The sequence below is a fragment of the Endozoicomonas numazuensis genome, from assembly GCF_000722635.1.
Lineage (GTDB): Bacteria > Pseudomonadota > Gammaproteobacteria > Pseudomonadales > Endozoicomonadaceae > Endozoicomonas_A > Endozoicomonas_A numazuensis.
Genome location: NZ_JOKH01000002.1, coordinates 170,867 through 194,850, shown reverse-complemented (window position 1 = coordinate 194,850; position 23,984 = coordinate 170,867). Strand labels below are relative to the sequence as shown.

Genomic DNA, 23,984 nt, shown 5'->3' with positions numbered 1-23,984 from the left:
TGGGGTGGGCTGTTTAATTCCAGAGAATTCCGCTGCCCTGTTGTCATTGTGTTGCTGATGCTGAACTCTTGAAGTGGAATCTATGAACCCGAACTATCTGGATTTTGAACAGCCGATCGCTGAGTTGGAAGCAAAGATCGAAGAGCTGAGACTGGTCAGTAGCGATGCCGAACTGAATATTACTGATGAAATTAGCCGACTGCAGGACAAGTGCAAAACCCTGACTGAGCAAATTTTTTCTGATCTTTCTGCCTGGCAGGTGGCTCAGCTCTCCAGGCACCCTCGTCGTCCTTATACTCTGGACTATATTCAGTACCTGTTTACAGAGTTTGATGAGCTGCATGGTGACCGGCATTTTGCTGATGATCCATCTATTGTCGGTGGTATTGCTCGATTCAATGGTCGCCCTGTAATGATTATTGGTCATCAGAAAGGCCGTGAAATCAAGGAAAAAGTACTCCGTAACTTTGGTATGCCCAAGCCTGAAGGTTACCGTAAGGCTTGTCGCCTTATGGAAATGGCGGAGCGATTCAAGATGCCCATCATGACCTTTATTGATACTCCGGGCGCTTATCCGGGTATTGGCGCAGAAGAGCGAGGTCAGAGTGAAGCGATTGCCTATAATCTGGCCGTTATGTCCCGTCTTAAAGTGCCCATCATTTCTACGGTTATTGGTGAAGGCGGTTCCGGTGGAGCGCTGGCCATTGGTGTTTGTGACAAGCTACTAATGTTGCAGAACTCAATTTACTCCGTGATTTCCCCAGAAGGTTGTGCCTCGATTCTCTGGAAAAAATCTGAGTATGCATCCACTGCTGCAGAAGCTATGGGTGTGACGGCCACACGTCTTAAAGAATTGGAACTGGTTGATCGGCTGGTTTCTGAGCCTCTGGGTGGCGCTCACAGTCATCCCGAAGTGATGGCAGCTTCACTGGGTGTGGCCCTGGAAGAAGAGCTTCAGAAGCTTGAGTCCATGGATGCCGATACACTCATTGAAAGTCGTTACAAGCGGATCAGGGATTACGGCTCTGTCTGATGACGGATCAGTCATTCGAGTATGAGAAGCGATTGAAAAAATCTTTCATTCCGTCCAGGGGTGAAAGATTTTTCGCGTTAAAAAAGCATCTGTCTGAGCAAATGGAAAAGGTTGCAGGCAGGCCGGTTGTGATGGCCTTTAGTGGTGGTGTTGACTCGACGGTTTTGCTTCATTTGTTGGTGTGTCTGAGGGATAAAGGTGAAATAGAGTCTCTCTCAGCCATACATGTGCATCATGGATTGAGCGGCAATGCTGATTCATGGGCAGATCACTGTCTTTCTGTTTGTCAGCAATGGGAGGTTCCACTGCAGGTCGTCAGAGTGTCTTTAGAGCACTCTTCAGATCTGGAGCGTCAAGCCCGTGAGGCTCGCTATACCGCTTTTGAAGGATGTTTGCCCGAAGGTGGATGTTTGGTCATGGGGCATCATCAGGATGACCAGGCAGAAACTGTTCTCTTCAGGCTGCTTCGAGGCAGTGGGTTGGACGGTGTCGCAGGAATGCCCGTTTCAAGAGAACTGGGCAGCGGAGTTTTATTCAGACCTTTGCTGAGTATAACTCGCCAGGTTGTTGAAAATTATGCTGAAAATGTTGGATTGAAGTTTGTTGAAGATGAATCCAATCAAGATCAGCGTTTTCGGCGTAATTTTCTCAGACATAACCTGATGCCACAAATTGAGGCTGCCTGGCCGGGAGTATCATCTCGTCTGGCTCAGTTTTCAGAAGATGTCTCAGAGGTTAATCAGCTACTGTTTCAGCAAACAAAAGAGATGGCTGAGAAGGTTATTGAGGCGCCTCCTAATACTCTTTGGGGCGGCTGCAGTGTTATTGATGTAGCTTCGCTGAGTAGTATTGATAGGGCATCTGCCCAGAGGGTTTTACGCTATTGGTTGGCTGCCAATCATTTGAAAATGCCTGATCGGGTTCTTCTGAACAGTGTTTTCTCGGATGTGATGGATGCGAGTCCTGATGCGGAACCTGTGGTGCAGTTTGAAGATCATCAGTTACGCCGTTTTGCAGGCAAGTTGGTACTCATTTGTCAGTTCGAACACAAGGAAAGGAGCGAGCTGAAATGGAGCTGGGATCAAGATCAAGCCTATGAGTTGCCTTTTTCCGGCGGACGTTTGTCTGTGATCAATGGAGGGGAAGTGAGATTGCCGGGTGGCGCAGTCCGCATTCTTTTCAGGTCTCAGGTGCCAGCAGGAATGAAGGTGGCAGTGAAGGGGCGTGCAGGTCGTAAAAGTATCAAACGATGGCTGCAGGAGTACAAGGTTCCACCTTGGGTCAGGGATGTTATACCTTTTATTTTTCATGGTAATGAGCTGATAGCATTACCAGGGATTTTTGTAACAGAGCATTATGCCTGTGAGCCCCATTTGGGCAAAAAATTGTCTTGGAAGCCAGGTTTTTGAAATCGCAAAGCGGTGCCATAACTAAATTTTCTGAGCATTTTTACAGTATGTGTTTTACGTTTAGCGGCGGTTTTGGTATCCTGATCTCCCATCTTGAGTATTCATTTTTTCACCCCGCATTAAGAGCCAGCAGATACTAATGACGCGTTATATTTTCGTCACGGGCGGTGTTGTTTCCTCATTGGGCAAAGGCATCGCTTCAGCTTCCCTCGCAGCTATCCTTGAGGCTCGTGGCCTTAAGGTGACGATGCTCAAACTGGATCCCTACATCAATGTAGATCCAGGCACTATGAGCCCCTTCCAGCATGGTGAAGTCTTTGTTACTGAAGATGGTGCTGAGACCGACCTTGATTTAGGCCATTACGAGCGCTTTGTGCGCACTACCATGAAGCAGGGAAATAACTTCACCTCAGGCAGAATCTATCAGGATGTTCTTCGCAAAGAACGTCGTGGGGATTATCTGGGTGGTACCGTTCAGGTCATTCCTCACATTACCGATGAAATCAAGCGCCGTGTTGTTCAGGGGGCCGGTGATGCGGATATAGCCATGGTTGAAGTCGGTGGTACCGTTGGTGACATTGAGTCTCAGCCTTTCCTCGAAGCTATTCGACAGTTAAAGGTTGAACTGGGTTCTTCCAGAGCTTTGCTGATGCATCTGACCCTTGTGCCTTACATCAAGACAGCAGGCGAAACCAAGACCAAGCCTACTCAGCATTCTGTAAAAGAGTTGCGTTCTATTGGCCTTCAACCCGATATTCTGGTGTGCCGCAGTGAGCAATTTATTGAAGCTTCTGCACGACGCAAGATCTCTCTGTTTACCAACGTTGAAGAGCGTGCAGTTATTTCACTGGAAGATGCTGACACCATTTATCGCATCCCACAGATGTTGCATGAACAAGGCCTGGATCAGATTGTGGTTGAAAAATTTGGCCTTGATACGCCAGCCGCTGACCTTTCTGAGTGGGCTGATGTGGTAGAGCGAGACACCAAACCTGAAAAAGAAGTCACCATTGCCATGGTTGGCAAGTATATGGAGCTTCTTGATGCCTACAAATCCCTGATTGAAGCGGTTCGACATGCAGGGTTAAAAACCCGTACCAAGGTTAATATCCGCTATGTCGATTCCGAACTGTTGGAGCAGGAAGGCCTGAGTCGCCTTGAAGGTGTCAGTGCCATACTGGTACCGGGTGGTTTTGGTCATCGTGGTGTTGAAGGTAAGATTCAAGCCGTTCGCCATGCTCGTGAAAACAAGGTTCCTTATCTGGGGATCTGCCTGGGTATGCAGGTGGCTGTTATTGAGTACGCTCGTAACCAGGCTGGTTTGGAGGGGGCTAACAGTTCCGAATTTGATCAGAACTCTGAACATCCGGTTATCGGACTGATTACCGAGTGGCTTGCATCAGACGGTGCTGTGGAAACCCGTACCGAAGCTTCCGATCTTGGTGGTACCATGCGACTGGGTGCCCAGAAATGCAATTTGATAGCAGGCACGCATGCTCATGCTGCCTATGATGCAGATGTTGTCACTGAGCGTCATCGTCATCGCTATGAGGTGAATAACAATTACCTTGAGCCGTTACAAAATGCCGGTCTGGTGATCTCGGGTCGTTCCGAAGATAATGCTCTGGTTGAGATAGTGGAAGTGAAAGAACACCCCTGGTTTGTAGCTTGTCAGTTCCACCCGGAATTCACCTCTACGCCAAGAGATGGTCATCCGCTTTTCAAGTCATTCATTGAAGCGGCACTGAACTACCAGGCTCAGCAGGATTGAGGACGCAGTATGTCTGAACAGAAAGTGGTTTCTGTCGGTTCCGTTCAAGTGGCTAATGACAAGCCATTCGTGTTGTTTGGTGGCATGAATGTCCTTGAGTCGCGTGATATGGCCATGAAAGTGGCTGAAAACTATGTCACTGTCACAGAGAAACTGGGAATTCCCTATATTTTCAAGGCCTCTTTTGATAAAGCCAACCGTTCTTCCATTCACTCCTATCGTGGGCCTGGAATGGAAGAAGGACTGAAGATTTTTCAAGAATTGAAAGAAACCTTCGGTATGCCAGTGATTACTGATGTTCACGAAGTTCATCAGTGTCAGCCGGTGGCTGAAGTGGTTGATGTGATTCAGTTGCCAGCGTTTCTGGCTCGTCAGACCGACCTTGTGTATGCGATGGCTAAAACGGGGGCTGTAATAAACATCAAAAAGCCTCAGTTTCTGAGCCCATCCCAGATGGGTAACATCGTTGACAAGTTTGCCGAAGCGGGTAACGAGCAAGTCATCCTCTGTGAGCGAGGCTCTTCTTTTGGATATGACAACCTGGTAGTCGATATGCTGGGTTTCCGTACTATGAAAGAAGTCAGTGGGCAGGCTCCCGTTATTTTCGATGCAACTCACGCGCTGCAGTGCAGAGATCCAATGGGTGCTGCATCGGGTGGTCGACGTCATCAGGTGACTGAATTATCGCTGGCGGGTATGTCTACTCGTTTAGCGGGTCTGTTTCTGGAGGCTCATCCGGACCCGGACTCGGCGAGATGTGATGGCCCATCTGCACTGCGTCTGTCTCAGCTGGAAGGCTTTTTGAGTCAGGTGAAAGCCGTTGATGATTTGGTGAAGTCTTTGCCTGAACTCGATACCCATTGATTCTGGTTTGACATCATCAGCAGTATAAAAAAACCGCCATAATATGGCGGTTTTTTTATACGTGTGCCGAGCATGTCACACAGCTTGGGGGTGAAAGTCCCCTGTCCAGCCAGATGAGGGCGAAGGACTAGCGAAGCACAAGGTTTGTATCGTGAGGTGCAGGCTGAAGGCAGTGTGGAGCAAAACCGCGAGCCGACGAACAGAAATCAGATATGAGGCTGTCTGCGTGAGGACGAGTCAGCGTATGATGACGAAGTCCATACTCATCCGGACACTCAGGCAGTAGATCTGGCGGTTGTGCGGCGAAGGCGGTGTGACTTACCTCGGGAGGTCTGTGTGGTGTCTGATATTTCGGACTGAGGCTATCGTAAGGTGGTCTGATCGCCATACAGAAGTCAGCAGACGGCATAGTAGCTGGCGAATGTCAGTGAAGGCCTGAACGGTACAGAGTGGTGAATAGTTTCTGTTATTCGATACACCGGACGCAGACAAATCCAGCAAACACTGGAACTCATGCCAAGTGGTCACGGCGGAACCGGAGGCTGCGACGTTATGAGGGCTGAGGTTGTGTCGGCATCACAGGATTACGAAAGCCCGGCAAGCGATACAAGCCTGATGGCACGCATCGCTCATCCCAATAACCTGAAGAAGGTTTGATCAGGTTGTTGGTCGCTTAACTGGCCGAAACGCCCAGTACGGACCGTATGCTGGGTGTTGTGGGAGGAGCGTAGCCGTGAGGCTACGCCCTATCCCGATTTGTCCGTTGTCGGATACTTTGCCTTGTGGCAAGAGTCGTGTTATGACATTTTCTATTCAGTTTTCAGTCGTTGTTCGCATTATTTTCTTAATTCTATTGGTTTTTCCGAGTCTGGGCAGGGCGGGAGTGAATGACACGATTGCTTATATTGAAGGTCTGCTGTCAAGAAAGAATGGAAAAGTGGCCATTTTTTTATTGATATGCAAACCGGATTTAAAGATCAGCAATTTGACCCGGTAGAGGTAGAAAGAGTGTTATCAGAGCAGGTCAGGCTGGCAACTCTGCTTTTAAGCAATGACTGGGTGGTTTTTGTTAATGTTAATTTTGCTATGGATAAGGGTAAAACCCTTCCAGAGCTGTTGGTAGCTCTGAAGGCTAAGCGATCTTACCATTACTTCTTGAAAGACAGTTATGACTCGTTCGAGCCGTTGAATATTGCTAAATCCTGGGATGTGGCTGAAGCCATACCCGGCAGGCTAAAACCGTTCTTGCAGAGAGAGGGGGTGGTTGATGTTATGCCTGTGGGTTGTTTTGACTCGGCGTGTGTCAGGGCGACAGCAGAAGGTGCAAAGAAAGCAGGATTTGGGGTCATGGTTGATCGGGAATTGAATATTACAGTCAATCGTCAATAGGAAGAAAGGCTTGGGTGGTTTGAGGAAGATATCAGGGGGTTTAATGATAAGCAGTGGCGAAAAACAATGACTAAATATCCGGAAATACACTCGATTTCCAAAGCGGCCAAAGAGAAGCCTTGTCGTTAGTGCGGATGGTCGATATTGCGTGAGTGTTGTGGAGATTCAGGTTACTCCGGTTCTGGTGGGGGAAATTTTTTCAGTAAGGTATCTTGATAAGCATTATGTATCGATGTTTGAGTCATTAAGGCTATTATTCTTGCCTGTTTTCAATGGTTGTGCGCTGTTTTTCAAAACTGTGAGATCTTCAGGAAATGCTGAATTCAGATGTTAATGTTTGCTTCTTCGGTGTTGCAATGTGCAATAGTTGATAACCCGCTGGGAGTTGGTATAGTTGCCGCATTGAAACGTTCGGGAAGTCAAAAAAAAGTCCCATTCGATAATGGCACTGATGGGCAAAATCAGTACTATTATCCAATCAGCCTGAGAGCGTTTTTATTCAGCAGGTGAAGATCTGAAGAATCGACGGTCTGCAGGATGATCCCTCATTGCTCGATCCGGTCGGGCATATTTCCCTTCGTAGACGATTGTGTTGTGGAAGATAGTTTGTCTAGCTGTGTTTTTCAGAACGTGATGCAAAGTATTTTTCATTAGCCATCGGCATTTGTGTAGAGAGAAAGCTATCATGGCAAAAATTGTTGAAATCAAAGGTCGCGAAATCATGGATTCTCGCGGTAACCCAACCGTAGAAGCCGACGTGATCCTGGAGTCTGGTGCTATGGGTCGTGCAGCTGCACCTTCTGGTGCGTCTACAGGTTCCCGTGAAGCTCTGGAGTTGCGTGATGGAGACAAGTCTCGCTACCTGGGCAAGGGCGTTCTGAAAGCTGTTGCCAATATTAACGGTCCTATTCGTGAAGCGTTGTTGGGCCGTACTGCTGCAGACCAGCGCGGTCTTGATTTGGCCATGATCGAGTTGGACGGTACCGAGAACAAAAGTGTTCTGGGTGCTAATGCCATTCTGGCTGTGTCTCTGGCTGCTGCAAAAGCAGCAGCTTCTGATAAGAACATTCCTCTGTACCAGCACATTGCTGATCTCAATGGCACCTCTGGTCAGTTTACTATGCCCGTTCCGATGATGAACATCCTGAACGGTGGTGAGCACGCAGATAACAACGTCGATATTCAGGAGTTCATGGTTCAGCCAGTTGCTGCCAAAACTTTTTCTGAAGGTCTGCGTATCGGTGCAGAAGTATTCCACGCTCTGAAAAAAGTACTGTCAGCCAAAGGCCTGAATACAGCAGTAGGTGATGAGGGTGGTTTTGCACCTAACCTGGCTTCCAATGCCGATGCTCTGGCTGTGATCAAGGAAGCAGTCGAAGCGGCTGGCTACAAGCTGGGCACTGATATTACTCTGGCTATGGATTGTGCGGCTTCCGAATTCTATGTGGATGGTCAGTACAATATGAAGGGTGAAGGCAAGATCTTCTCTTCTAATGAGTTCTCTGATTACCTGGCCAAGTTGACTGAAGAATACCCGATTATCTCTATTGAAGATGGTCTGGATGAGTCCGACTGGGATGGCTTTAAGTACCAGACTGATATTCTGGGTGACAAGATCCAGATTGTTGGTGATGACCTGTTCGTGACCAATACCAAGATTCTGAAAGAAGGTATTGAGAAAGGCGTTGCCAATTCTATCCTGATTAAATTCAACCAGATTGGTTCTCTGACCGAGACTCTGGAAGCAATCAAGATGGCTAAAGACGCGGGTTATACGGCAGTGATTTCCCATCGTTCCGGTGAGACTGAAGATGCGACTATTGCTGATTTGGCTGTAGGTACCGCTGCTGGCCAGATCAAGACCGGCTCTCTGTGTCGTTCTGATCGTGTTTCCAAGTATAACCAGCTACTTCGAATTGAAGAAGAGCTGGGTGCTAAAGCTCCTTACCGTGGTCTCGCGGAGTTCAAGCGAGCCTGATAGGTTAGCTGTATAATGTTCTGAAAAAGGGAGGCTGATGAAGTCTCCCTTTTTTTAGGGTTGGAATCTGTCAGGAAACCTTGGGGTGCATTATCTTGGAACGAGAATGCTTGAAGTAGAGTATTTTCTGAGGTGTTGGAAAAGCTGCCATTTGTTCTTCAATAGTTTCTGTTTGTTCAAATATCTTTGTTTTTTATGCTTTCCCCGTGGGCACACTTTTCAAGCTTTGATAGACTCATCTACTTAAAATAATGAGTGGTTCAGATGCGAAAGCTGGTGCATACATTACTGCTATTGGCATTGGTAGCCCTTCAGGTCCAACTCTGGATGGGGGAGGGTAGTGTGGCAGAGATGGTAGCCATTAAAAGTCAGATTACTCAGCAAGATCGGGAAAACGATCGGTTGTATCGCCGTAATCATCTGCTTGCTACTGAGGTTATTGAGTTACAGAATGGTTTGCAGACACTGGAAGAGCAGGCCCGTCTCGATTTAGGTATGATCAAAAAAGATGAAACCTATTATCTGATTTACGACTGACAGTTCCTGTATTTACGGGGGCGTGTCTCGTTTTTACAAACGGCCAACCGAATGAAAGTCAGTTTGAAGTCAGAATAATCATGTCTATTAAATGGAACAGTAGTGTTAATTTAATAAGTAGAGTGTTGAGGTATATTTCTTGATCAGAGTTCTGAGAAATTACCGCTATTCTGTTCTTTACAGCTATTTTTATAGTTCGGGGTAAGCGGTATTTCCGACTTTGGCTCTTTGATTCATAGCCTGTCAGATACAGGTTTCTAATGATCTTTCGTAGGTGGCAATGTGAGTACTGCGAGAAATTCTCATCAACCCCGTTTTTGGGCAATTGTTCCTGCTGCAGGCGTAGGTCGTCGTATGCAGAGCGATATTCCCAAACAGTATCTTGAAATCCATGGTCGGACCTTGATGGAGCATACTCTGGAGCGCCTTCTGGATTTTACTGTTCTGGAGAAGTTGATTGTTGTAATCGGTGCAGAGGATGAGTATTACACCGATATAGAGTTGCTTAGAGATTCGCGGATTTTACTGGTTCAGGGAGGCAGCGAGCGCTACCACTCCGTGTTAAATGGACTGAAGGCATTATCAGAACTGGCAGATGCGGAAGATTGGGTTATGGTTCATGATGTTGCGCGCCCATGCATTCGTCACGCAGATCTTGAGTGGTTGGTCAAACAGTTGTCTGATCATACAGTGGGTGGTCTTCTGGGGATACCGGTAAGAGATACCATGAAGCGAACTTCGTCAGTAGGTGAAGTCACAGAGACAGTGGACAGGGATGCGCTCTGGCATGCTTTGACACCACAAATGTTTCGAATGAAGTTGCTTTATGATGCCTTGAAAAAAGCGCTTGATGATGAGATGCCGGTTACCGATGAGGCCAGTGCTATTGAGCATTCAGGATTCAAGCCTCTTATGGTTGAGGGGCATGGCGATAATATCAAAGTGACCCGAGGGGCAGACCTTGCGCTTGCAGCCCTTTATATTCAACAGCAAGCCAAACTGATTGAGACAGTATGATGAGAATAGGTCATGGCTTTGATGTTCATCGATTTTCAGATGAAGCTTTAGCAGACAGTAAAGTGATATTGGGTGGAGTCAGCATAGATTACGATTACGGGTTGTTAGCTCACTCTGATGGTGATGTTCTCCTGCATGCAGTCTGTGATGCGTTACTGGGTGCTGCGGCACTGGGTGATATTGGACAGCATTTTTCCGATACAGACTCCCGATATAAAGGTATCGATAGCCGACAGTTGCTGAGGCATGTGGTGGCATTAATTCATGAGAATGGGTATCAGGTTATTAATCTCGATAGCACGATTGTTGCTCAGGCACCGAAAATGGCTCCTCACATTCCAGTAATGCGTGGAAATATTGCCAAGGATCTACAGGTTGAGACCGGGGCCGTCAATGTAAAAGCTACAACGACAGAAAAGTTGGGTTATACCGGGCGAAAGGAAGGAATCGCTGTCCATGCTGTCGCTCTTCTGGGAACTTCTCAGCAGCTGAATACCCTGTAATAATGTTGGTTATTTTTAATGGTATCCAGAATCTTGCTGGAATTAAGATGATATCTGTCTGAAGCCCAGTAAAAGAGGCTGTTTTTTTGTTAAATGGCTTGATTTAGCCAACTTTTACACAAATTTAACGTGGACTGCCCCGTTTCCAAGGCTGCAAACGATCTACTGAATTCTATTCTCTAAAGCTTCGGCCCGACAGTTTCATGGCTATTTCGGTTTCTGAGGACTTTAGGGGAATCTGGGTTTTCTGATTTATTTCATCCAAATGTCTATGTGGATTAGCACGCGTTTCTCTTAAAAGATTATTGTTTAATGAATCAAGTTTCTTATACCTCAGCCTGGGCTTATGCCTGGGGTGGTCCTCTGGGACAATGCTCATTCAAAGCTGTACCTGATGATTTCATTGTTGAAGAAGAATTGCCTTTCATACCTGATGGTGAAGGTGAGCATTCATATATCAATGTTCAAAAAACAGGTGAAAACACAGATTGGGTGGCAGGACAGCTGGCCAGGTTTGCGGGTGTTAAGCGCTCTTCCGTGAGTTATGCGGGCCGCAAGGATAGATATGGGATTACACGTCAGTGGTTTAGTGTTTGGTTGCCTGGGCAGGACTCACCTGAGTGGGCCGGTCTGAATAATGAGTCTTTAGAGATTCTTGCTGCTACCCGCCATGGTAAAAAGTTAAAAACCGGTGCGTTAAAGGGTAATCGATTTATCATTACGCTAAGGGGGCTCACTGTCAGTCATGAGTTGTTAGAAGAGCGTTTAAAGCTGGTTGCCAGCCAGGGAGTGCCCAATTATTTTGGTGGACAGCGATTTGGTCATGAGGGCATCAATGTTGAGCGAGCCATGTTGATGTTTTCTGGCAGCTTTAAAGCCCACAGAAACAAACGCTCGATCTATTTGTCTGCAGCTCGATCCTGGCTCTTTAATCAGGTGCTGTCAGAACGAGTATCACAACAGGTGTGGACTCGTTATCTTGAGGGTGATGTTCCTGGCTTTCAAGACAGTGGTAGTCTGATTCTTCGTGATCATGATCAGGATCTAATGGCAAGAATAGAGGTTGGAGAGGTTTCTCTGACGGCTCCCATGTGGGGCAGAGGGGAGTTGCTTTCAGATTCAGTTTGCAGAAAGATGGAAGAAGAAGTTGCAGGTCGAAATCTGTTGTTGTGTGAAGGCTTGGAGAAAGAAGGCTTGAAGCAAGAAAGAAGGGCAATTCGGTTGATCCCGGCTTCCATGACTTGGGACTGGTTGTCAGAAAGTGATATACAGCTTGAATTTTCTTTGCCAAAAGGCTGCTTTGCAACCGCAGTATTGAGGGAGATTTTAGAGTGTATAGAAGGACGGTTGGATGAGAATACTGCTAAGTAATGATGATGGTGTTGCTGCCATGGGGCTGGCAACGCTGCATAACTCTTTGGAAGGTGTGGGTGAAAGAATTGTCTTTGCGCCTGACAGAAACAGTTCGGGCCTGAGCAGTTCATTGACTCTTGATCGCCCTCTGCGGGTAACGGAGCATCCCAGTGGCTTTCACAGTGTTGATGGTACACCGGCAGACTGCGTGCATCTGGCTGTTAATGCATTATTGGAAAGTGAGCCTGATATTGTTGTTTCTGGTATTAATCACGGTGCCAATCTTGGGGATGATGTTCTTTATTCAGGGACCGTAGGTGCTGCTCTGGAAGGTCGTTTTATGGGCATGCCTGCTATTGCAGTGTCTGCCTGTGGGAAAGGGGAGCAGGGTTTTCAAGCGGCAGGGCGTGTTGTCAGGGATTTAGTTCTCAGACTAAAGGACTTATCTCTGCCAGCAGGAACCATATTGAATATTAATGTGCCCGATATGTCCTATGAACAAATAAAAGGTGTGGCAGTCACTCGTTTGGGTCATAGAGAACGACCTGAAAAGCCAGTTAAGGTTATGGATCCCAGGGGGAAGCCTGCGTATTGGATTGCTCCTGTTGGCAAAGAGCAGGATGCAGGTGAAGGTACTGATTTTCATGCAATTGAGAAGGGGTTTGTTTCTGTAACTCCGCTCCAGTACGACCAGACTCATCATGCAACTCTGTCTCAGCTCAGTGAATGGCTGGGCAGTTGACATGAAAGATGTTGATATTGATGGTATTGGAATGACCTCTCGGAGAACCCGGGATAGACTGATTCAAAGACTCAAGGAGCAAGGGATAAAATCACCTGCTGTTTTGGAAGTGATTCGAAATGCTCCCAGGCATCTGTTTGTGGATGAGGCGCTTTCTCACAGAGCCTATGAAGACACTGCCTTGCCAATAGGGTTTGGTCAGACGCTGTCTCAGCCTTATATCGTGGCTAGAATGACTGAGGCGCTTATGGCTGCAGGTCCTCTGGGCAGGGTGCTTGAAATTGGTACTGGCTCTGGGTACCAGACCGCTGTCCTTTCTCCTTTGGTAAAAAAAGTTTATTCCGTTGAGCGTATTAAAGCGCTTAATGAGCGAGCTAAAAAACGATTAAGAACGCTTAATATTCGAAATGCTCAGCTAAAGCTCAGTGATGGTGCGATGGGCTGGCCAGTTATGGGGCCATTTGATGGGATTATTGTGACGGCAGCACCTGACCAGATGCCGGAAGAGCTTTTGCAGCAAATGTCTGAAAATAATGGGCGACTTGTCATTCCTGTTGGTGATCGGGGCGTTCAGGATTTGTTGCTGATTACCCGCCAGGGAGATACCTTCAAGAGAGAGGTTCTTGAAGCAGTGCGTTTTGTGCCATTACTGGATGGGATACAGAAGTAATGCAGTCCGGGGTCTATAAAGGCTGGGAGTCTGTCAGATACGTTTGAAAGGGTTGGCAGATGTATTGCTCTGATTATTTCCTTAACAGAATAAGACAGGTTGGATCATGTCGAAAATGAAAGAAGGTCTGGGCTTTTTGCTCAGGGGAATGGCTATGGGGGCTGCTGATGTGGTTCCCGGTGTTTCAGGCGGAACGATTGCGTTTATTACCGGTATCTATGATCGCCTGCTTAATGCTTTGAAGAGCATAAATCCTGCATTGCTGATGAGGCTCAAATCAGAAGGTGTGGCTGCTTGCTGGAAGCATATTGATGGCACTTTTCTGGTTTTGTTGTTTGGAGGAATACTCCTTAGTATTTTGAGTTTTGCTCATCTCATCACATTCTTATTGGATAATTATCCTGAGTTGATCTGGTCCTTCTTCTTTGGTTTGATTTTGATTTCCGGCGTTCACATGCTCAAACAGATTAAACATTGGAGTGTTACATCAGTGATACTTCTTGTTTTGGGTTGTGGTTTTTCCTATTTTATAGGAACGTTGACGCCTACTGCTTTGACACCGTCCTATCTGATGCTGTTCTTCGCTGGATGTATTGCTATCTCAGCCATGATCTTACCGGGCATTTCCGGTAGTTTTATCTTACTGCTGATGGGATTGTATCCCGCAGTTTTGGCTGCCGTGAAAGGTTTGGATGTCCTGGTGCTGTCTGTTTTTGGATCGGGATGCATTGTGGGTTTGCTGACTTTTTCCCATGTGCTTTCATGGCTGTTAAAACATCATCGTGATCTGGCTTTGTCGCTCTTAACAGGATTAATGTTGGGGGCTCTCAGTAAAGTGTGGCCCTGGAAGGAAACGCTTGAAACGAGAATAAACAGTTCAGGTCAGGAGGTTCCATTTCTGGAAAGAAATATCTCTCCCTGGGCGTATGAGTCTCTTTCGGGACAATCAGCTTATCTATTACCTTCTATTGCATTAATGTTGTCAGCCATTGTGCTGGTTGTGCTTCTGGAAAAGTTTGGTAGTCGCTTAACTGAAAATTAATTGAGAAGCATATCTTTGTTCATCAAGCACTAGCCCTTATTTTATGCCTCGTCAGTAAAATCTGTGGGTCATTTCCGGTTCAGGCAGCTTGCCGAGTGCATGATATAAAGCGATTTCTGCGCATTTATAAGTTCTGAATCCGTATGATTTTCTCGTAGTGAGTTTTATCTTGGTATTCAGACCCTCAACAATACCGCTGGAATACGCCTTTTTTGCCCGGAACCAGTTCAGGATGAGAGGCTTGTGTCGTCGAACAGTTTTAGCAACTTTTTTCATCGGCTCTATCTTTGATCGCATGACTCTTGTACACCAACGATCCAGATATTTTTCCGCCCAATGTGGTGAAATGTACTCCCAGAATGCCTGAAATTCTTCTCTGAGCAGGTAGGCTCTGACGCTTTTCAGGTTGTACTGAAGCACGGTGTTCAGCTTTATCTCTTCTTTCTCTGTGAGGTTTTCTTTGCGCTTGAGTAGGCACCAGCGTGTTTTTTTCAAAACAGGCTCATAACCATCGGCCTGTAGCTGCTTATGTTCAGATGCCCGGACTTCATCAATAGCCTTGTTCAACATGGCCACGATGTGGAAGCGATCCAGGATGTGCAGTGCCTGACTGGCACATTCCGCGATGGCTTTTACGTAGGGCTTCCACATATCAGAGCAGACATACTCCAATCGCTGACTACGCTCCGTACCAAAGAAAGCGAAGAAGCTTCGAATCGTAGCCTCTGTACGCTCCTGACTAACCCACAATAATCGTGTGCAACCGCGATCAATCTGGTAAACGACAGTCAGGTATTTATGGCCTGTCTGGTAGGCAATCTCATCAACGCCAATAGCCCTGACGTTATCGAGTGTACGGTGGGCCTTTCCCCATTCAACAACGTACTCAACAGCATGAAAGACTTTCTCCCATGAAGTACTGAAACTACTGGCAACCTCTTTCCACGATAACTTTTTTGCCCAATGTGCGAGGAACTGCATGTAAACTTTGGTCAGCTCCTTCTTGCCATCAGCCCATGGAACCTGTTCAACCTTTACACCACATGAATTGCATTCCACCCGTCGCATTATGTAGAGCAGGAAAACCCTGATGCCCCAGAGAGGGATAAACTCGAAGCGACGTTCAGCAAGATGATCATAGCCAGGAGCAGGCTTCTGGCATCCTGAGCAGATAGCGTGACTGTTCTTTCGTGGAACAACGGTTACATTGAATACTTCAGAACCTTGATAGAAGCCGAGCTTTACATCTTGATAAACAAATGACTTGAGTTTATGAACTTTATTGAGGATAGTTTTAATCAGCATCAGTGGTCACTTTTGTTGTTTTTTTGTCCATCAACAAAAAACTATCAAAAGTTTGCTACTGATGCTTTTATCTCAAAATCTGTTCATTTTTACCCACAGTTATCCCTGAAGAGCCTATTTTATAGAGAGTATAAGGGCTAGTGCTTTGCACTCATTACTCAACGTCTGATTTATTTCCGGCCATATTATTCCTGCAAATCGACTTGGAGTGCTCTCTTCTTTTTGTAAAATCGATTAGTTTGTTTTCTTCCATAGAATTATCTCAGTCATCGCAATGGTAGCATCAACGGTTTTGGATAGAGCTGTTGAAGTTAACTATCTGTTTTATGGTTTCAGTGCCCCAAATGTGACATGTTATTTAGTCTTTACTCATGATTATTTTGTAAATCAGCTCTCATATCTGCTTGGCATTTTGTTGTTTGAAAGGATACTGGGAATCTATTTCGGTGTTGATGACTCATATAGGGTGAATGGCGATAAAATATAGGTGAAACTACTTGGTCTGATATATTTTTTTAGATTAAGTAAATTTAAATATATCCTAATATATTATATGGTGAGGAGCGCCTCAGTGAGCAAGTATGGAGCAGAGTGAATGATGATCGATCATCTTGGGCATGGTATTAATTTGAGTATTTGCTCAAGAATATTTAGTTTGATTGCATTGTTTTTTCTACTGGCGGGGTGCTCACACAATCCTTCTTCTGTTCAGATTAAGGAACTCAGACTCCCTCCTAAAGTCAGTAGTGGTAGCCATATTGTACGCCCCGGTGAATCTCTGTTTTCCATTGCCTGGCTTTATAGTAGAGATTACAAAGAGTTAGCTGCCACTAATGGCATTCGTCCACCTTATACTATTTATCCAGGTCAACATGTCAATTTGACCCCCTCAAGCTATGGGTCTCGTACTTCCAGGCTGGCATCAAAAAATGTGTCAGCAACTGTTGGTTCTGGTATGGTTAAAAAACAACCAGCTAATAAACATAAAAAAATAGAACCATCATCTAGGGCTTTTAGTTGGCAATGGCCAGCCAAAGGTAAAGTGGTACAGGTATACAGCAACAGTAACGGTTTGAACAAAGGGATTGATATCAGAGGCAAATTGGGAGAGCCTGTAAGTGCAGCTGCCGCTGGCGAGGTGGTTTATGCCGGTAGTGAACTCGCTGGTTATGGCAAGCTGATTATTATGAAACACAATAATAGCTATCTGAGCGCTTACGCTCACAATAAGGAATTGCTTGTGCGTGAGGGAGACTCAGTTAAAGCAGGCCAGAAGATAGCCGAAATAGGTTCTACAGGAACGACAGAGCCTAAGCTGCATTTTGAAATTCGGCACAATGGCAAACCGGTCGACCCGATGCGATTCCTGCCAAAGCGCTGATTTCATTCTGCGGTGTCGGTAGATGGATCTCACGGGAGTCGACCCAACGATTTAGTTGGTTGTTCGGCGGACAGTGGGGCTTTCGGATAGGACTGACTCTTATGGCAGCGAAGAGGGATGACTCAGAGCAAAGTAGTTTTGCTGAGGATTTTACCCAGGGAAAGGGTGAAGTTGAAGTAGCACAGGATTCTGAACTTAATGAAGAAGTCGAAGAAAAAGAACCTGTAGCACGGCCTTTGACACCCAGTGCGTCAGATTACAGTAGAGCTCGTCGTGATGATGACGGTTTCTATAAATCTATTGATGCCACACAGCTTTACCTCAATGAGATTGGTTTTTCTCCTCTGTTAACACCAGAGGAAGAGGTGCATTATGCCCGCCTTGCCCGTCGAGGTGTTGAAGCTGGACGGCGTCGTATGATTGAAAGTAATCTGCGGCTGGTGGTGAAAATATCCAGACGTTATGTTAACCGAGGTCTCACTCTTCTGGATCTGATTGAGGAAGGGAATCTTGGGTTAATCAGAGCGGTCGAAAAGTTTGACCCTGAGCGTGGGTTCCGCTTTTCTACCTATGCAACCTGGTGGATTCGTCAGACTATTGAACGGGCGATCATGAATCAGACGCGCACCATTCGTCTGCCAATTCATGTGGTCAAAGAGTTAAATGTTTACCTTAGGGCTGCTCGTGAACTGACTCAGAAGTTGGATCATGATCCAACCCCTGAAGAGATTGCGCAGTTACTGGATAAGCCTGTCGATGATGTAAAGAGAATGTTGGGTCTCAATGAACGTGTTACTTCTGTTGATACGCCATTAGGTCCTGATTCTGACAAGTCGATACTTGATACAATTTCTGATGAGAAAGAGTCTGATCCAGCAGAGCTGCTTCAAGATCTCGATCTCAATGACAGCCTGGATAAATGGTTAGGCGAGCTTTCTGAAAAACAGCGTGAAGTTGTTGCCAGAAGATTTGGTCTGAGAGGCTATGAAACCAGCACTCTTGAAGAGGTTGGTAAGGAAATTGGTCTGACTAGAGAAAGAGTCAGGCAAATACAGGTTGAGGCACTCAAGCGTTTGCGTTCTATTCTGGAGAAGCAAGGTTTATCAGGTGAGTCTTTGTTTAGCTGATTAATTAGTTTTCATGAGAAATAAAAAAGCCATGATCCTGAGGTCATGGCTTTTTCTTTGGAAGACTTTTAAGCTAACTATTGAGAGCTGGCTTTAACGGGTTTATATCGTCGTCTACCTTTTCAGAAAAGTGTTTGGATGTCAGCGTTCCAGCTGCTCCAGTTTACCTTTTACACCATCCCATTTTTCAGCGTCTGGGAGTGGGTCTGTTTTTTCTGTAATATTGTCCCAGACGTCAGCGAGTACTGCATTGAGTTCAATAAACTCTTGCTGGTCTTCAGGCACCTCATCCTCGGAGAAGATAGCATTGGCTGGGCACTCAGGTTCGCAGAGGGCGCAGTCGATACATTCGTCCGGGTGGATAACCAGAAAGTTGGGTCCTTCGTAAAAGCAATCTACGGGACACACTTCCACGCAATCGGTGTATTTGCACTTGATGCAGTTTTCACCCACTACGAAAGTCATGATGGTTACACTCCGTTTGTTCAGGCTGATGATAAGTCAGTCACAATACATTTATGAAATGTCACCATCAGTAATGACACTTCCACTCGCTTTCCCCCGACTGATTTGGCACATTGCAACCAGTCGAGGCGACAAGTCTACCAGTATTGTTTCTAAGGTAGTAGTTCAAGCAGTTATGAGAATAGTCAGTTTTTCTTGGAATCTGACTGAGGTTGACGTTCGAGTATTAAGGTTCAGTAGAACGGACAGCTTTTTTACGGAGTTTGTTTGAATGGTTGTACTGTAAAAACAAATCCAGTGCATAGATCTTATGGCTGTGGCCGTTCTTTTTGAGCTTAAAAGTCAAATTGTCTAAACTCTGTCAGGTCTCCTTCGTCAGTGATTTCAGATCGTAAAGCAGCTCAAGGGCTTGTCTGGGAGATAAAGTATCAGGGTCAAGATCCTTAAGGGCATCTACTGCCGGATGTGGCTGTGAAGCTGAAAACATATCTGCTTGAACGGGATTCTCATTGCTCTCATTTGTAGCGTGGTTTGAGGTTGATAGCATAGTCTGATCAGACGAACCTTCCTCAAGCTGCTGAAGTCTCGATTTTGCCTGTTTGACTACGTTTCTGGGAACGCCTGCTAATTGTGCAACCTGTAAACCATAACTCTGGCTTGCGGGACCTTCTTGAACCGAATGTAAGAATACAATTCTGTCGTCATGTTCTGTGGCATTCAGGTGGACATTTTTGACGGAGCTGCATTCGTCTGGTAATTGCGTTAATTCGAAATAATGAGTAGCAAACAGGGTGAATGCTTTAACTGTATCAGCGAGGTGATGCGCACAAGCCCAGGCCAGCGATAAACCATCAAAAGTACTTGTGCCACGGCCGATTTCATCCATCAAAACCAAACTGCTTGCAGTCGCGTTATGTAAGATGTTGGCCGTTTCGGTCATTTCTACCATGAATGTGGAGCGACCTCCGGCAAGGTCATCAGAAGAACCTATTCGGGTAAATATTCTGTCTACAAGACCAATTTTTGCGTGGTGCGCCGGGACAAAGCTGCCGACATGGGCCAATAAAACGATCAGAGCCGTTTGTCTCATATAGGTTGATTTACCACCCATGTTAGGGCCGGTGATGACAAGCATTCTTCTTGTTGTATGCAATGCTACATTGTTGGCAACAAAGGGTTCTGTGAGTACTTGCTCTACAACGGGGTGACGGCCTTCTTCAATATCAATGCCGGGATTAGAACTCAATTCTGGCTGACAGAAATTCAGCGTCTCAGCTCTTTCTGAAAGATTGTTCAATACATCCAGTTCGGAAAGGCTCATAGCCGTCTCCTGGAGAGTGCCCAGGGCTTCAAGAAGGTTTTCCAATAATTGATCATACAGGGCTTTTTCCCTGGCAAGAGCTCTACTTTTACTGGACAGAGCCTTGTCTTCGAACTCTTTTAGTTCGGGGGTGATAAATCGTTCTGTGTTTTTTAGCGTCTGACGACGTATATAGTCGACAGGTGCATCTTCAGATTCTCTTCTGCTGAGCTCAATGTAATAGCCGTGAACTCTGTTAAATCCGACTTTCAGACTTGGCAGTCGAGTTCTTTCTTTTTCTCTTTTTTCCAGTTCAATGAGGTAGTCACCGGCATTCTGACTGAGTGCTCGAAACTCGTCCAAATCTGAGTCGTAGCCTTCTGCAATGACGCCTCCATCTCTTATGATGACAGGAGGATTCTCGATAATGGATCGACTTAACAGGTCCGCAACCTTTGGGTGTTCACTGATGGCCTCTGCCAGTTTGTGAATGTGCTCGTTGTCGATTGTGCTCAGAATGGATTGCAGTTCAGGTAGTTGGTTCAAAGCATCTCTCAGCCGAGCCAGGTCTCTCGGGCGAGCAGATTTTAGTGCAACCCTGGCAAGAATTCGTTCTATGTCTCCAATGCCTCGGAGTAATGGCTGAATCTGTTCGAAGTAATAGCCTGATTTTATTGTTGAAATTATGGATTGCCGTTTCTGCAATTTCTGCAGATTTCTCAGAGGTCTGTTAAGCCATCTCGAAAGTAATCGACTCCCCATGGCAGTGGCTGTTTTATCTAGCACAGACAAGAGTGTATGGTCTCTTCCACCATTCAGGTTCTGGGTTAGCTCCAGATTTTTTCTGCTGGCAGCATCGAGTACTACGCTTTCTTCCCGGATTTCCTGCTGAATGCTACGGATGTGGGGTAATGCTGTTCGTTGTGTTTCCTTAGCATATTGTAAAAGGCAGCCTGCGGCTTCCAGGCCGGTTACCAGTGAATCACAGCCAAATCCTTGTAGATTTTTTGTCTGAAACTGGCGAGTCAGTCCTTCATAAGCCGTATCACGATCAAAATCCCAGGGCGGACGTTTAATTGTTCCCGGGCGTCCAATAATCTGCGATGGCCACTCGCAACTGTCATTAACAAGGATTTCAGCTGGGTTAATGCGTTCAATTTCTGCCAGTAGTGCTTCTTCCCCAGTGACTTCTATAGCCGTGAATTGACCGCTGCTGATATCCAGAGAGGCTATTCCAAACTGTTGCTCTGAACAGCTTAGTGCTGTTAACAGGTTATCCTGTCGTTCATCCAGAAGCGCTTCATCGCTTATCGTTCCGGGAGTCAGGATTCGGACTACTTTACGTTCAACGGGTCCTTTTGATGTCGCAGGGTCTCCTACCTGTTCACAGATAGCAACAGAGACGCGGAGTCTAACCAGTCGGGCAAGGTAGCCCTCGGCCGCATGATAAGGTATCCCTGACATGGGAATAGGCTCGCCGGCAGACTGTCCACGAGTGGTTAAGGTGATATCCAGCAGTTCAGAAGCTTTACGGGCATCGTCATAGAACAGTTCGTAAAAATCACCCATGCGATAAAATACCAGATGATCCCGGTTCTGCTGTTTGATGCGCAGGTATTGTTGCATCATGGGGGTATGCTGACTTTTGGTATCTTTGCTCTGGCTCATAGAAGAGGGTAAGCCTTGAATTGGGGTTACTGACAAACAATCTGGTATTTTACTATGAAAAGTCGGCTGTTTTCATGGGGGCAATGGTTTATCTTTAGTCTTCAAGCAGCTATAAGCTGTTGGTGAGTACCTGTTGTTAACTGAAAGAATTACATTTCTGCATGGGTCAGAGGCGCGATTGATGTCCGGAGATTTTGACAAAAAGCTGGGACAGCTGGCCGAAAAACTGAAGTCTGCAAACTTGAAAGTCGCAGCTGCTGAGTCCTGTACCGGAGGTTGGCTCAGTCAGGAGTTTACTTCTGTTGCCGGTAGTTCATCGTGGTTTGAAGGCGCTATTATCAGTTACTCCAATGAAATGAAGCACAAGTTTCTGGGTGTTCCTGTTGCCCTCATCGATCGGTATGGAGCAGTGAGTCAGCCTGTTGTGGAAAGCATGGCATTGGGTGTGGTCCGTCAGCTTTCAGTACCTTTGAGTGTTTCTATTTCAGGTGTTGCTGGTCCAGATGGTGGAACAGATGATAAGCCAGTGGGTACAGTTTGGGTTGGCTGGTGCTTTGATAATCAGGTAACCACGGATGTTTTTCACTTTTCCGGCAATCGGGAGCAGGTTCGAAGACAGGCTGTTGAGGTCGCACTTGATGGTTTGATTAAAGTAGTGGATGCAATTTCTAGATAAATACTGGACAAATATACAGATAGTGTTTAAATATACAGTATCTGAAGTTTTTAATGATTGAATAGCCATAAGCGAAGAAAAGCATTTTGCGTCTCCCAAAACTTAACGAGTGACGAGTCAAAATGATTTTCACGGTTAATAGTGGCCAGCACTAAAAGGTGGATCTGAACAATGGATGAGAACAGAAAGAAAGCACTGGCGGCGGCTCTGGGCCAGATTGACCGACAGTTTGGTAAAGGTACGGTCATGCGTATGGGTGACCAGAAGCAGGAGGCAATCCCGGCTATTTCTACAGGATCACTGCAACTGGATATTGCTCTGGGTATAGGCGGTCTGCCAAAAGGTCGAGTGGTTGAGATCTTTGGCCCTGAATCTTCAGGTAAGACTACTTTGACGCTTAGTGTGATCGCAGAAGCCCAGAAACAAGGCGCGACTTGTGCATTTGTTGACGCTGAGCATGCCCTGGATCCACTCTATGCTGGAAAGCTGGGTGTCGATGTTGATGATCTCTATGTCTCACAGCCTGATACAGGTGAGCAGGCATTGGAAATTACCGATATGCTGGTTCGTTCCGGTGCCGTTGATGTTATCGTTGTTGACTCTGTTGCAGCTCTTGTACCTAAAGCTGAAATTGAAGGCGACATGGGTGATTCTCATGTAGGACTTCAGGCTCGCTTGATGTCTCAGGCTCTGCGTAAGATTACCGGTTCTATTAAGCAGGCCAATTGCCTGGTTATTTTCATCAACCAGATTCGCATGAAGATTGGTGTGATGTTTGGTAACCCAGAAACCACCACTGGTGGTAATGCACTCAAGTTTTATTCTTCGGTCCGCCTTGATATTCGTAGAACGGGTGCAGTTAAGCAGGGTGATGAGATTATTGGTAATGAAACGCGGGTCAAGGTAGTTAAGAATAAGGTTTCTCCTCCATTCCGTCAGGCAGAGTTCCAGATCCTTTATGGTCAGGGTATTTACCATATGGGTGAAGTGATTGATCTGGGCGTTAAACAGAAGCTGGTGGAAAAGTCTGGTGCTTGGTATTCCTATAAAGGCAAGAAGATTGGCCAGGGCAAAGCTAATGCTGCACAGTACCTGACAGATAACCCGGAAATTGCTGAAGAGATTGAAGTTCAAATTCGTTCAGAGTTGCTGACTCCTCAAGAACCCGAATCTGAAAAAAAAGAAAAATCGCCATCAAAGCTTCAGGATGAGCTTCTGGCGGAATAAATTTTGGAAGTATCTGACAAAGATATTCGGCGTGCTGCAATGGATTTGCTGGCACGTCGTGAACACAGCTTTTATGAACTTCAGGAAAAGTTGACTCATCGGTATTCTGATGCAAATCCGCTCCCCGTGCTTGAACAACTTAAAGAAGAAGGCCTTCAAAGTGATGAGCGCTTTCTGGAGAGTTATATTCGTTCAAGATCTGCAAAAAGCTATGGACCAGTGAGAATACGTTCAGAGCTTCGAAGGAAAGGATTGAGTGATGAGCAGATATCCGCTTTTCTAATTGAGGATGAAGAGAGCTGGTTGGAGATGGCAAAGTCCCTGAGATGTCGAAAGTTTGGCGATGAGCTACCTAAAGTGGCTAAAGATAGGTCGAGGCAGTATCGGTTTTTGGCGCAGAGGGGGTATACTAGCAGCCAGATCTTGATGTGTCTTAGGTACTGATTCTCAGCATCAGATATTAGTAGTATACAAAATACCGGATAAAGTGTTTTTATTCGGGATAAGCTGCCAAAAGCTACAAAAAT

General features: G+C 46.1%; 22 protein-coding genes. 19 read left to right on the top strand and 3 right to left on the bottom strand.

The features are described 5' to 3' along the window. The first annotated feature begins 82 nt into the window (after positions 1–82). The 14 genes from GZ78_RS08265 to GZ78_RS08200 all read left to right on the top strand — a co-directional run bounded on the left by GZ78_RS08265 (position 83) and on the right by GZ78_RS08200 (position 14,308). Positions 83–1,033, top strand: a complete 951-nt coding sequence (locus GZ78_RS08265) for an acetyl-CoA carboxylase carboxyltransferase subunit alpha (RefSeq protein WP_034834691.1) — start codon at positions 83–85, stop codon at positions 1,031–1,033. A 101-nt stretch (positions 1,034–1,134) separates the two neighbouring features. Then, positions 1,135–2,442: a tRNA lysidine(34) synthetase TilS gene (gene tilS, locus GZ78_RS08260; RefSeq protein ID WP_161787340.1), complete on the top strand. Its 1,308-nt coding sequence runs from the start codon at positions 1,135–1,137 to the stop codon at positions 2,440–2,442. A gap of 139 nt (positions 2,443–2,581) precedes the next feature. Next, positions 2,582–4,213, top strand: a complete 1,632-nt coding sequence (locus GZ78_RS08255) for a CTP synthase (RefSeq protein ID WP_034834687.1) — start codon at positions 2,582–2,584, stop codon at positions 4,211–4,213. Between the two features lie 9 nt (positions 4,214–4,222). After that, the gene (gene kdsA, locus GZ78_RS29825) at positions 4,223–5,077 is read left to right on the top strand and encodes a 3-deoxy-8-phosphooctulonate synthase (RefSeq protein ID WP_034834685.1); all 855 of its coding nucleotides are present in this window, start codon (positions 4,223–4,225) and stop codon (positions 5,075–5,077) included. 513 nt (positions 5,078–5,590) lie between these two features. Continuing rightward, on the top strand, positions 5,591–5,734 hold the full coding sequence (locus GZ78_RS29385; protein ID WP_161787339.1) for a hypothetical protein: 144 nt from the start codon (positions 5,591–5,593) through the stop codon (positions 5,732–5,734). 294 nt (positions 5,735–6,028) lie between these two features. After that, positions 6,029–6,466 carry an isochorismatase family protein gene (locus GZ78_RS08245; RefSeq protein ID WP_269078761.1) on the top strand — a complete coding sequence of 146 codons (438 nt, stop codon included), beginning with the start codon at positions 6,029–6,031 and terminating at the stop codon, positions 6,464–6,466. A gap of 685 nt (positions 6,467–7,151) precedes the next feature. Further along, the gene (gene eno / locus GZ78_RS08235; RefSeq protein ID WP_034834679.1) at positions 7,152–8,444 is read left to right on the top strand and encodes a phosphopyruvate hydratase; all 1,293 of its coding nucleotides are present in this window, start codon (positions 7,152–7,154) and stop codon (positions 8,442–8,444) included. A gap of 264 nt (positions 8,445–8,708) precedes the next feature. Next, the gene (locus GZ78_RS08230) at positions 8,709–8,981 is read left to right on the top strand and encodes a septum formation initiator family protein (protein WP_034834676.1); all 273 of its coding nucleotides are present in this window, start codon (positions 8,709–8,711) and stop codon (positions 8,979–8,981) included. 282 nt (positions 8,982–9,263) lie between these two features. After that, the gene (gene ispD, locus GZ78_RS08225; RefSeq protein WP_081869738.1) at positions 9,264–9,998 is read left to right on the top strand and encodes a 2-C-methyl-D-erythritol 4-phosphate cytidylyltransferase; all 735 of its coding nucleotides are present in this window, start codon (positions 9,264–9,266) and stop codon (positions 9,996–9,998) included. Beyond that, positions 9,998–10,501, top strand: coding sequence for a 2-C-methyl-D-erythritol 2,4-cyclodiphosphate synthase (ispF, locus tag GZ78_RS08220; RefSeq protein WP_034836137.1), 504 nt, complete (start codon positions 9,998–10,000; stop codon positions 10,499–10,501). The genes ispD and ispF overlap by 1 nt, the downstream gene beginning before the upstream one ends. A gap of 312 nt (positions 10,502–10,813) precedes the next feature. After that, positions 10,814–11,872 (top strand): tRNA pseudouridine(13) synthase TruD, encoded by a 1,059-nt coding sequence (gene truD, locus GZ78_RS08215; protein ID WP_051785953.1) that lies wholly within the window; start codon positions 10,814–10,816, stop codon positions 11,870–11,872. After that, a complete protein-coding gene (gene surE, locus GZ78_RS08210; protein ID WP_034834674.1) occupies positions 11,853–12,596 on the top strand; it encodes a 5'/3'-nucleotidase SurE in 744 nt (247 codons plus the stop codon). The genes truD and surE overlap by 20 nt, the downstream gene beginning before the upstream one ends. 1 nt (position 12,597) lies before the next feature. After that, on the top strand, positions 12,598–13,266 hold the full coding sequence (locus GZ78_RS08205) for a protein-L-isoaspartate(D-aspartate) O-methyltransferase (protein WP_034834672.1): 669 nt from the start codon (positions 12,598–12,600) through the stop codon (positions 13,264–13,266). A 106-nt stretch (positions 13,267–13,372) separates the two neighbouring features. Further along, entirely contained in the window at positions 13,373–14,308 is a 936-nt protein-coding gene (locus GZ78_RS08200; RefSeq protein WP_034834671.1) for a DUF368 domain-containing protein, read from the top strand. A 51-nt stretch (positions 14,309–14,359) separates the two neighbouring features. Here the strand turns inward: GZ78_RS08200 and GZ78_RS08195 are convergent, their stop codons facing one another. Next, positions 14,360–15,613 (bottom strand): ISL3 family transposase, encoded by a 1,254-nt coding sequence (locus tag GZ78_RS08195; protein WP_034834670.1) that lies wholly within the window; start codon positions 15,611–15,613, stop codon positions 14,360–14,362. A gap of 595 nt (positions 15,614–16,208) precedes the next feature. Between GZ78_RS08195 and GZ78_RS08185 the strand changes: the two genes are divergently transcribed. Both GZ78_RS08185 and rpoS read left to right on the top strand, forming a co-directional pair. After that, positions 16,209–16,994 (top strand): peptidoglycan DD-metalloendopeptidase family protein, encoded by a 786-nt coding sequence (locus GZ78_RS08185; RefSeq protein ID WP_152558620.1) that lies wholly within the window; start codon positions 16,209–16,211, stop codon positions 16,992–16,994. 101 nt (positions 16,995–17,095) lie between these two features. After that, entirely contained in the window at positions 17,096–18,121 is a 1,026-nt protein-coding gene (gene rpoS, locus GZ78_RS08180; RefSeq protein ID WP_034834667.1) for an RNA polymerase sigma factor RpoS, read from the top strand. A 141-nt stretch (positions 18,122–18,262) separates the two neighbouring features. Here rpoS and fdxA read toward each other — a convergent pair whose 3' ends face one another. Both fdxA and mutS read right to left on the bottom strand, forming a co-directional pair. Further along, a complete protein-coding gene (gene fdxA, locus GZ78_RS08175; RefSeq protein ID WP_034834664.1) occupies positions 18,263–18,586 on the bottom strand; it encodes a ferredoxin FdxA in 324 nt (107 codons plus the stop codon). A 361-nt stretch (positions 18,587–18,947) separates the two neighbouring features. Next, positions 18,948–21,554 (bottom strand): DNA mismatch repair protein MutS, encoded by a 2,607-nt coding sequence (gene mutS, locus GZ78_RS08165; protein WP_034834659.1) that lies wholly within the window; start codon positions 21,552–21,554, stop codon positions 18,948–18,950. 181 nt (positions 21,555–21,735) lie between these two features. On the opposite strand from mutS, the gene GZ78_RS08160 reads away from it, so the two are divergent. From GZ78_RS08160 to GZ78_RS08150, 3 genes are all read left to right on the top strand, one after another. After that, positions 21,736–22,230, top strand: a complete 495-nt coding sequence (locus GZ78_RS08160) for a CinA family protein (RefSeq protein ID WP_034834658.1) — start codon at positions 21,736–21,738, stop codon at positions 22,228–22,230. Between the two features lie 171 nt (positions 22,231–22,401). Beyond that, positions 22,402–23,457: a recombinase RecA gene (gene recA / locus GZ78_RS08155; RefSeq protein ID WP_034834656.1), complete on the top strand. Its 1,056-nt coding sequence runs from the start codon at positions 22,402–22,404 to the stop codon at positions 23,455–23,457. Positions 23,458–23,460: 3 nt separating this feature from the next. Then, the gene (locus GZ78_RS08150) at positions 23,461–23,901 is read left to right on the top strand and encodes a regulatory protein RecX (protein ID WP_201772689.1); all 441 of its coding nucleotides are present in this window, start codon (positions 23,461–23,463) and stop codon (positions 23,899–23,901) included. Positions 23,902–23,984 lie beyond the last annotated feature (83 nt).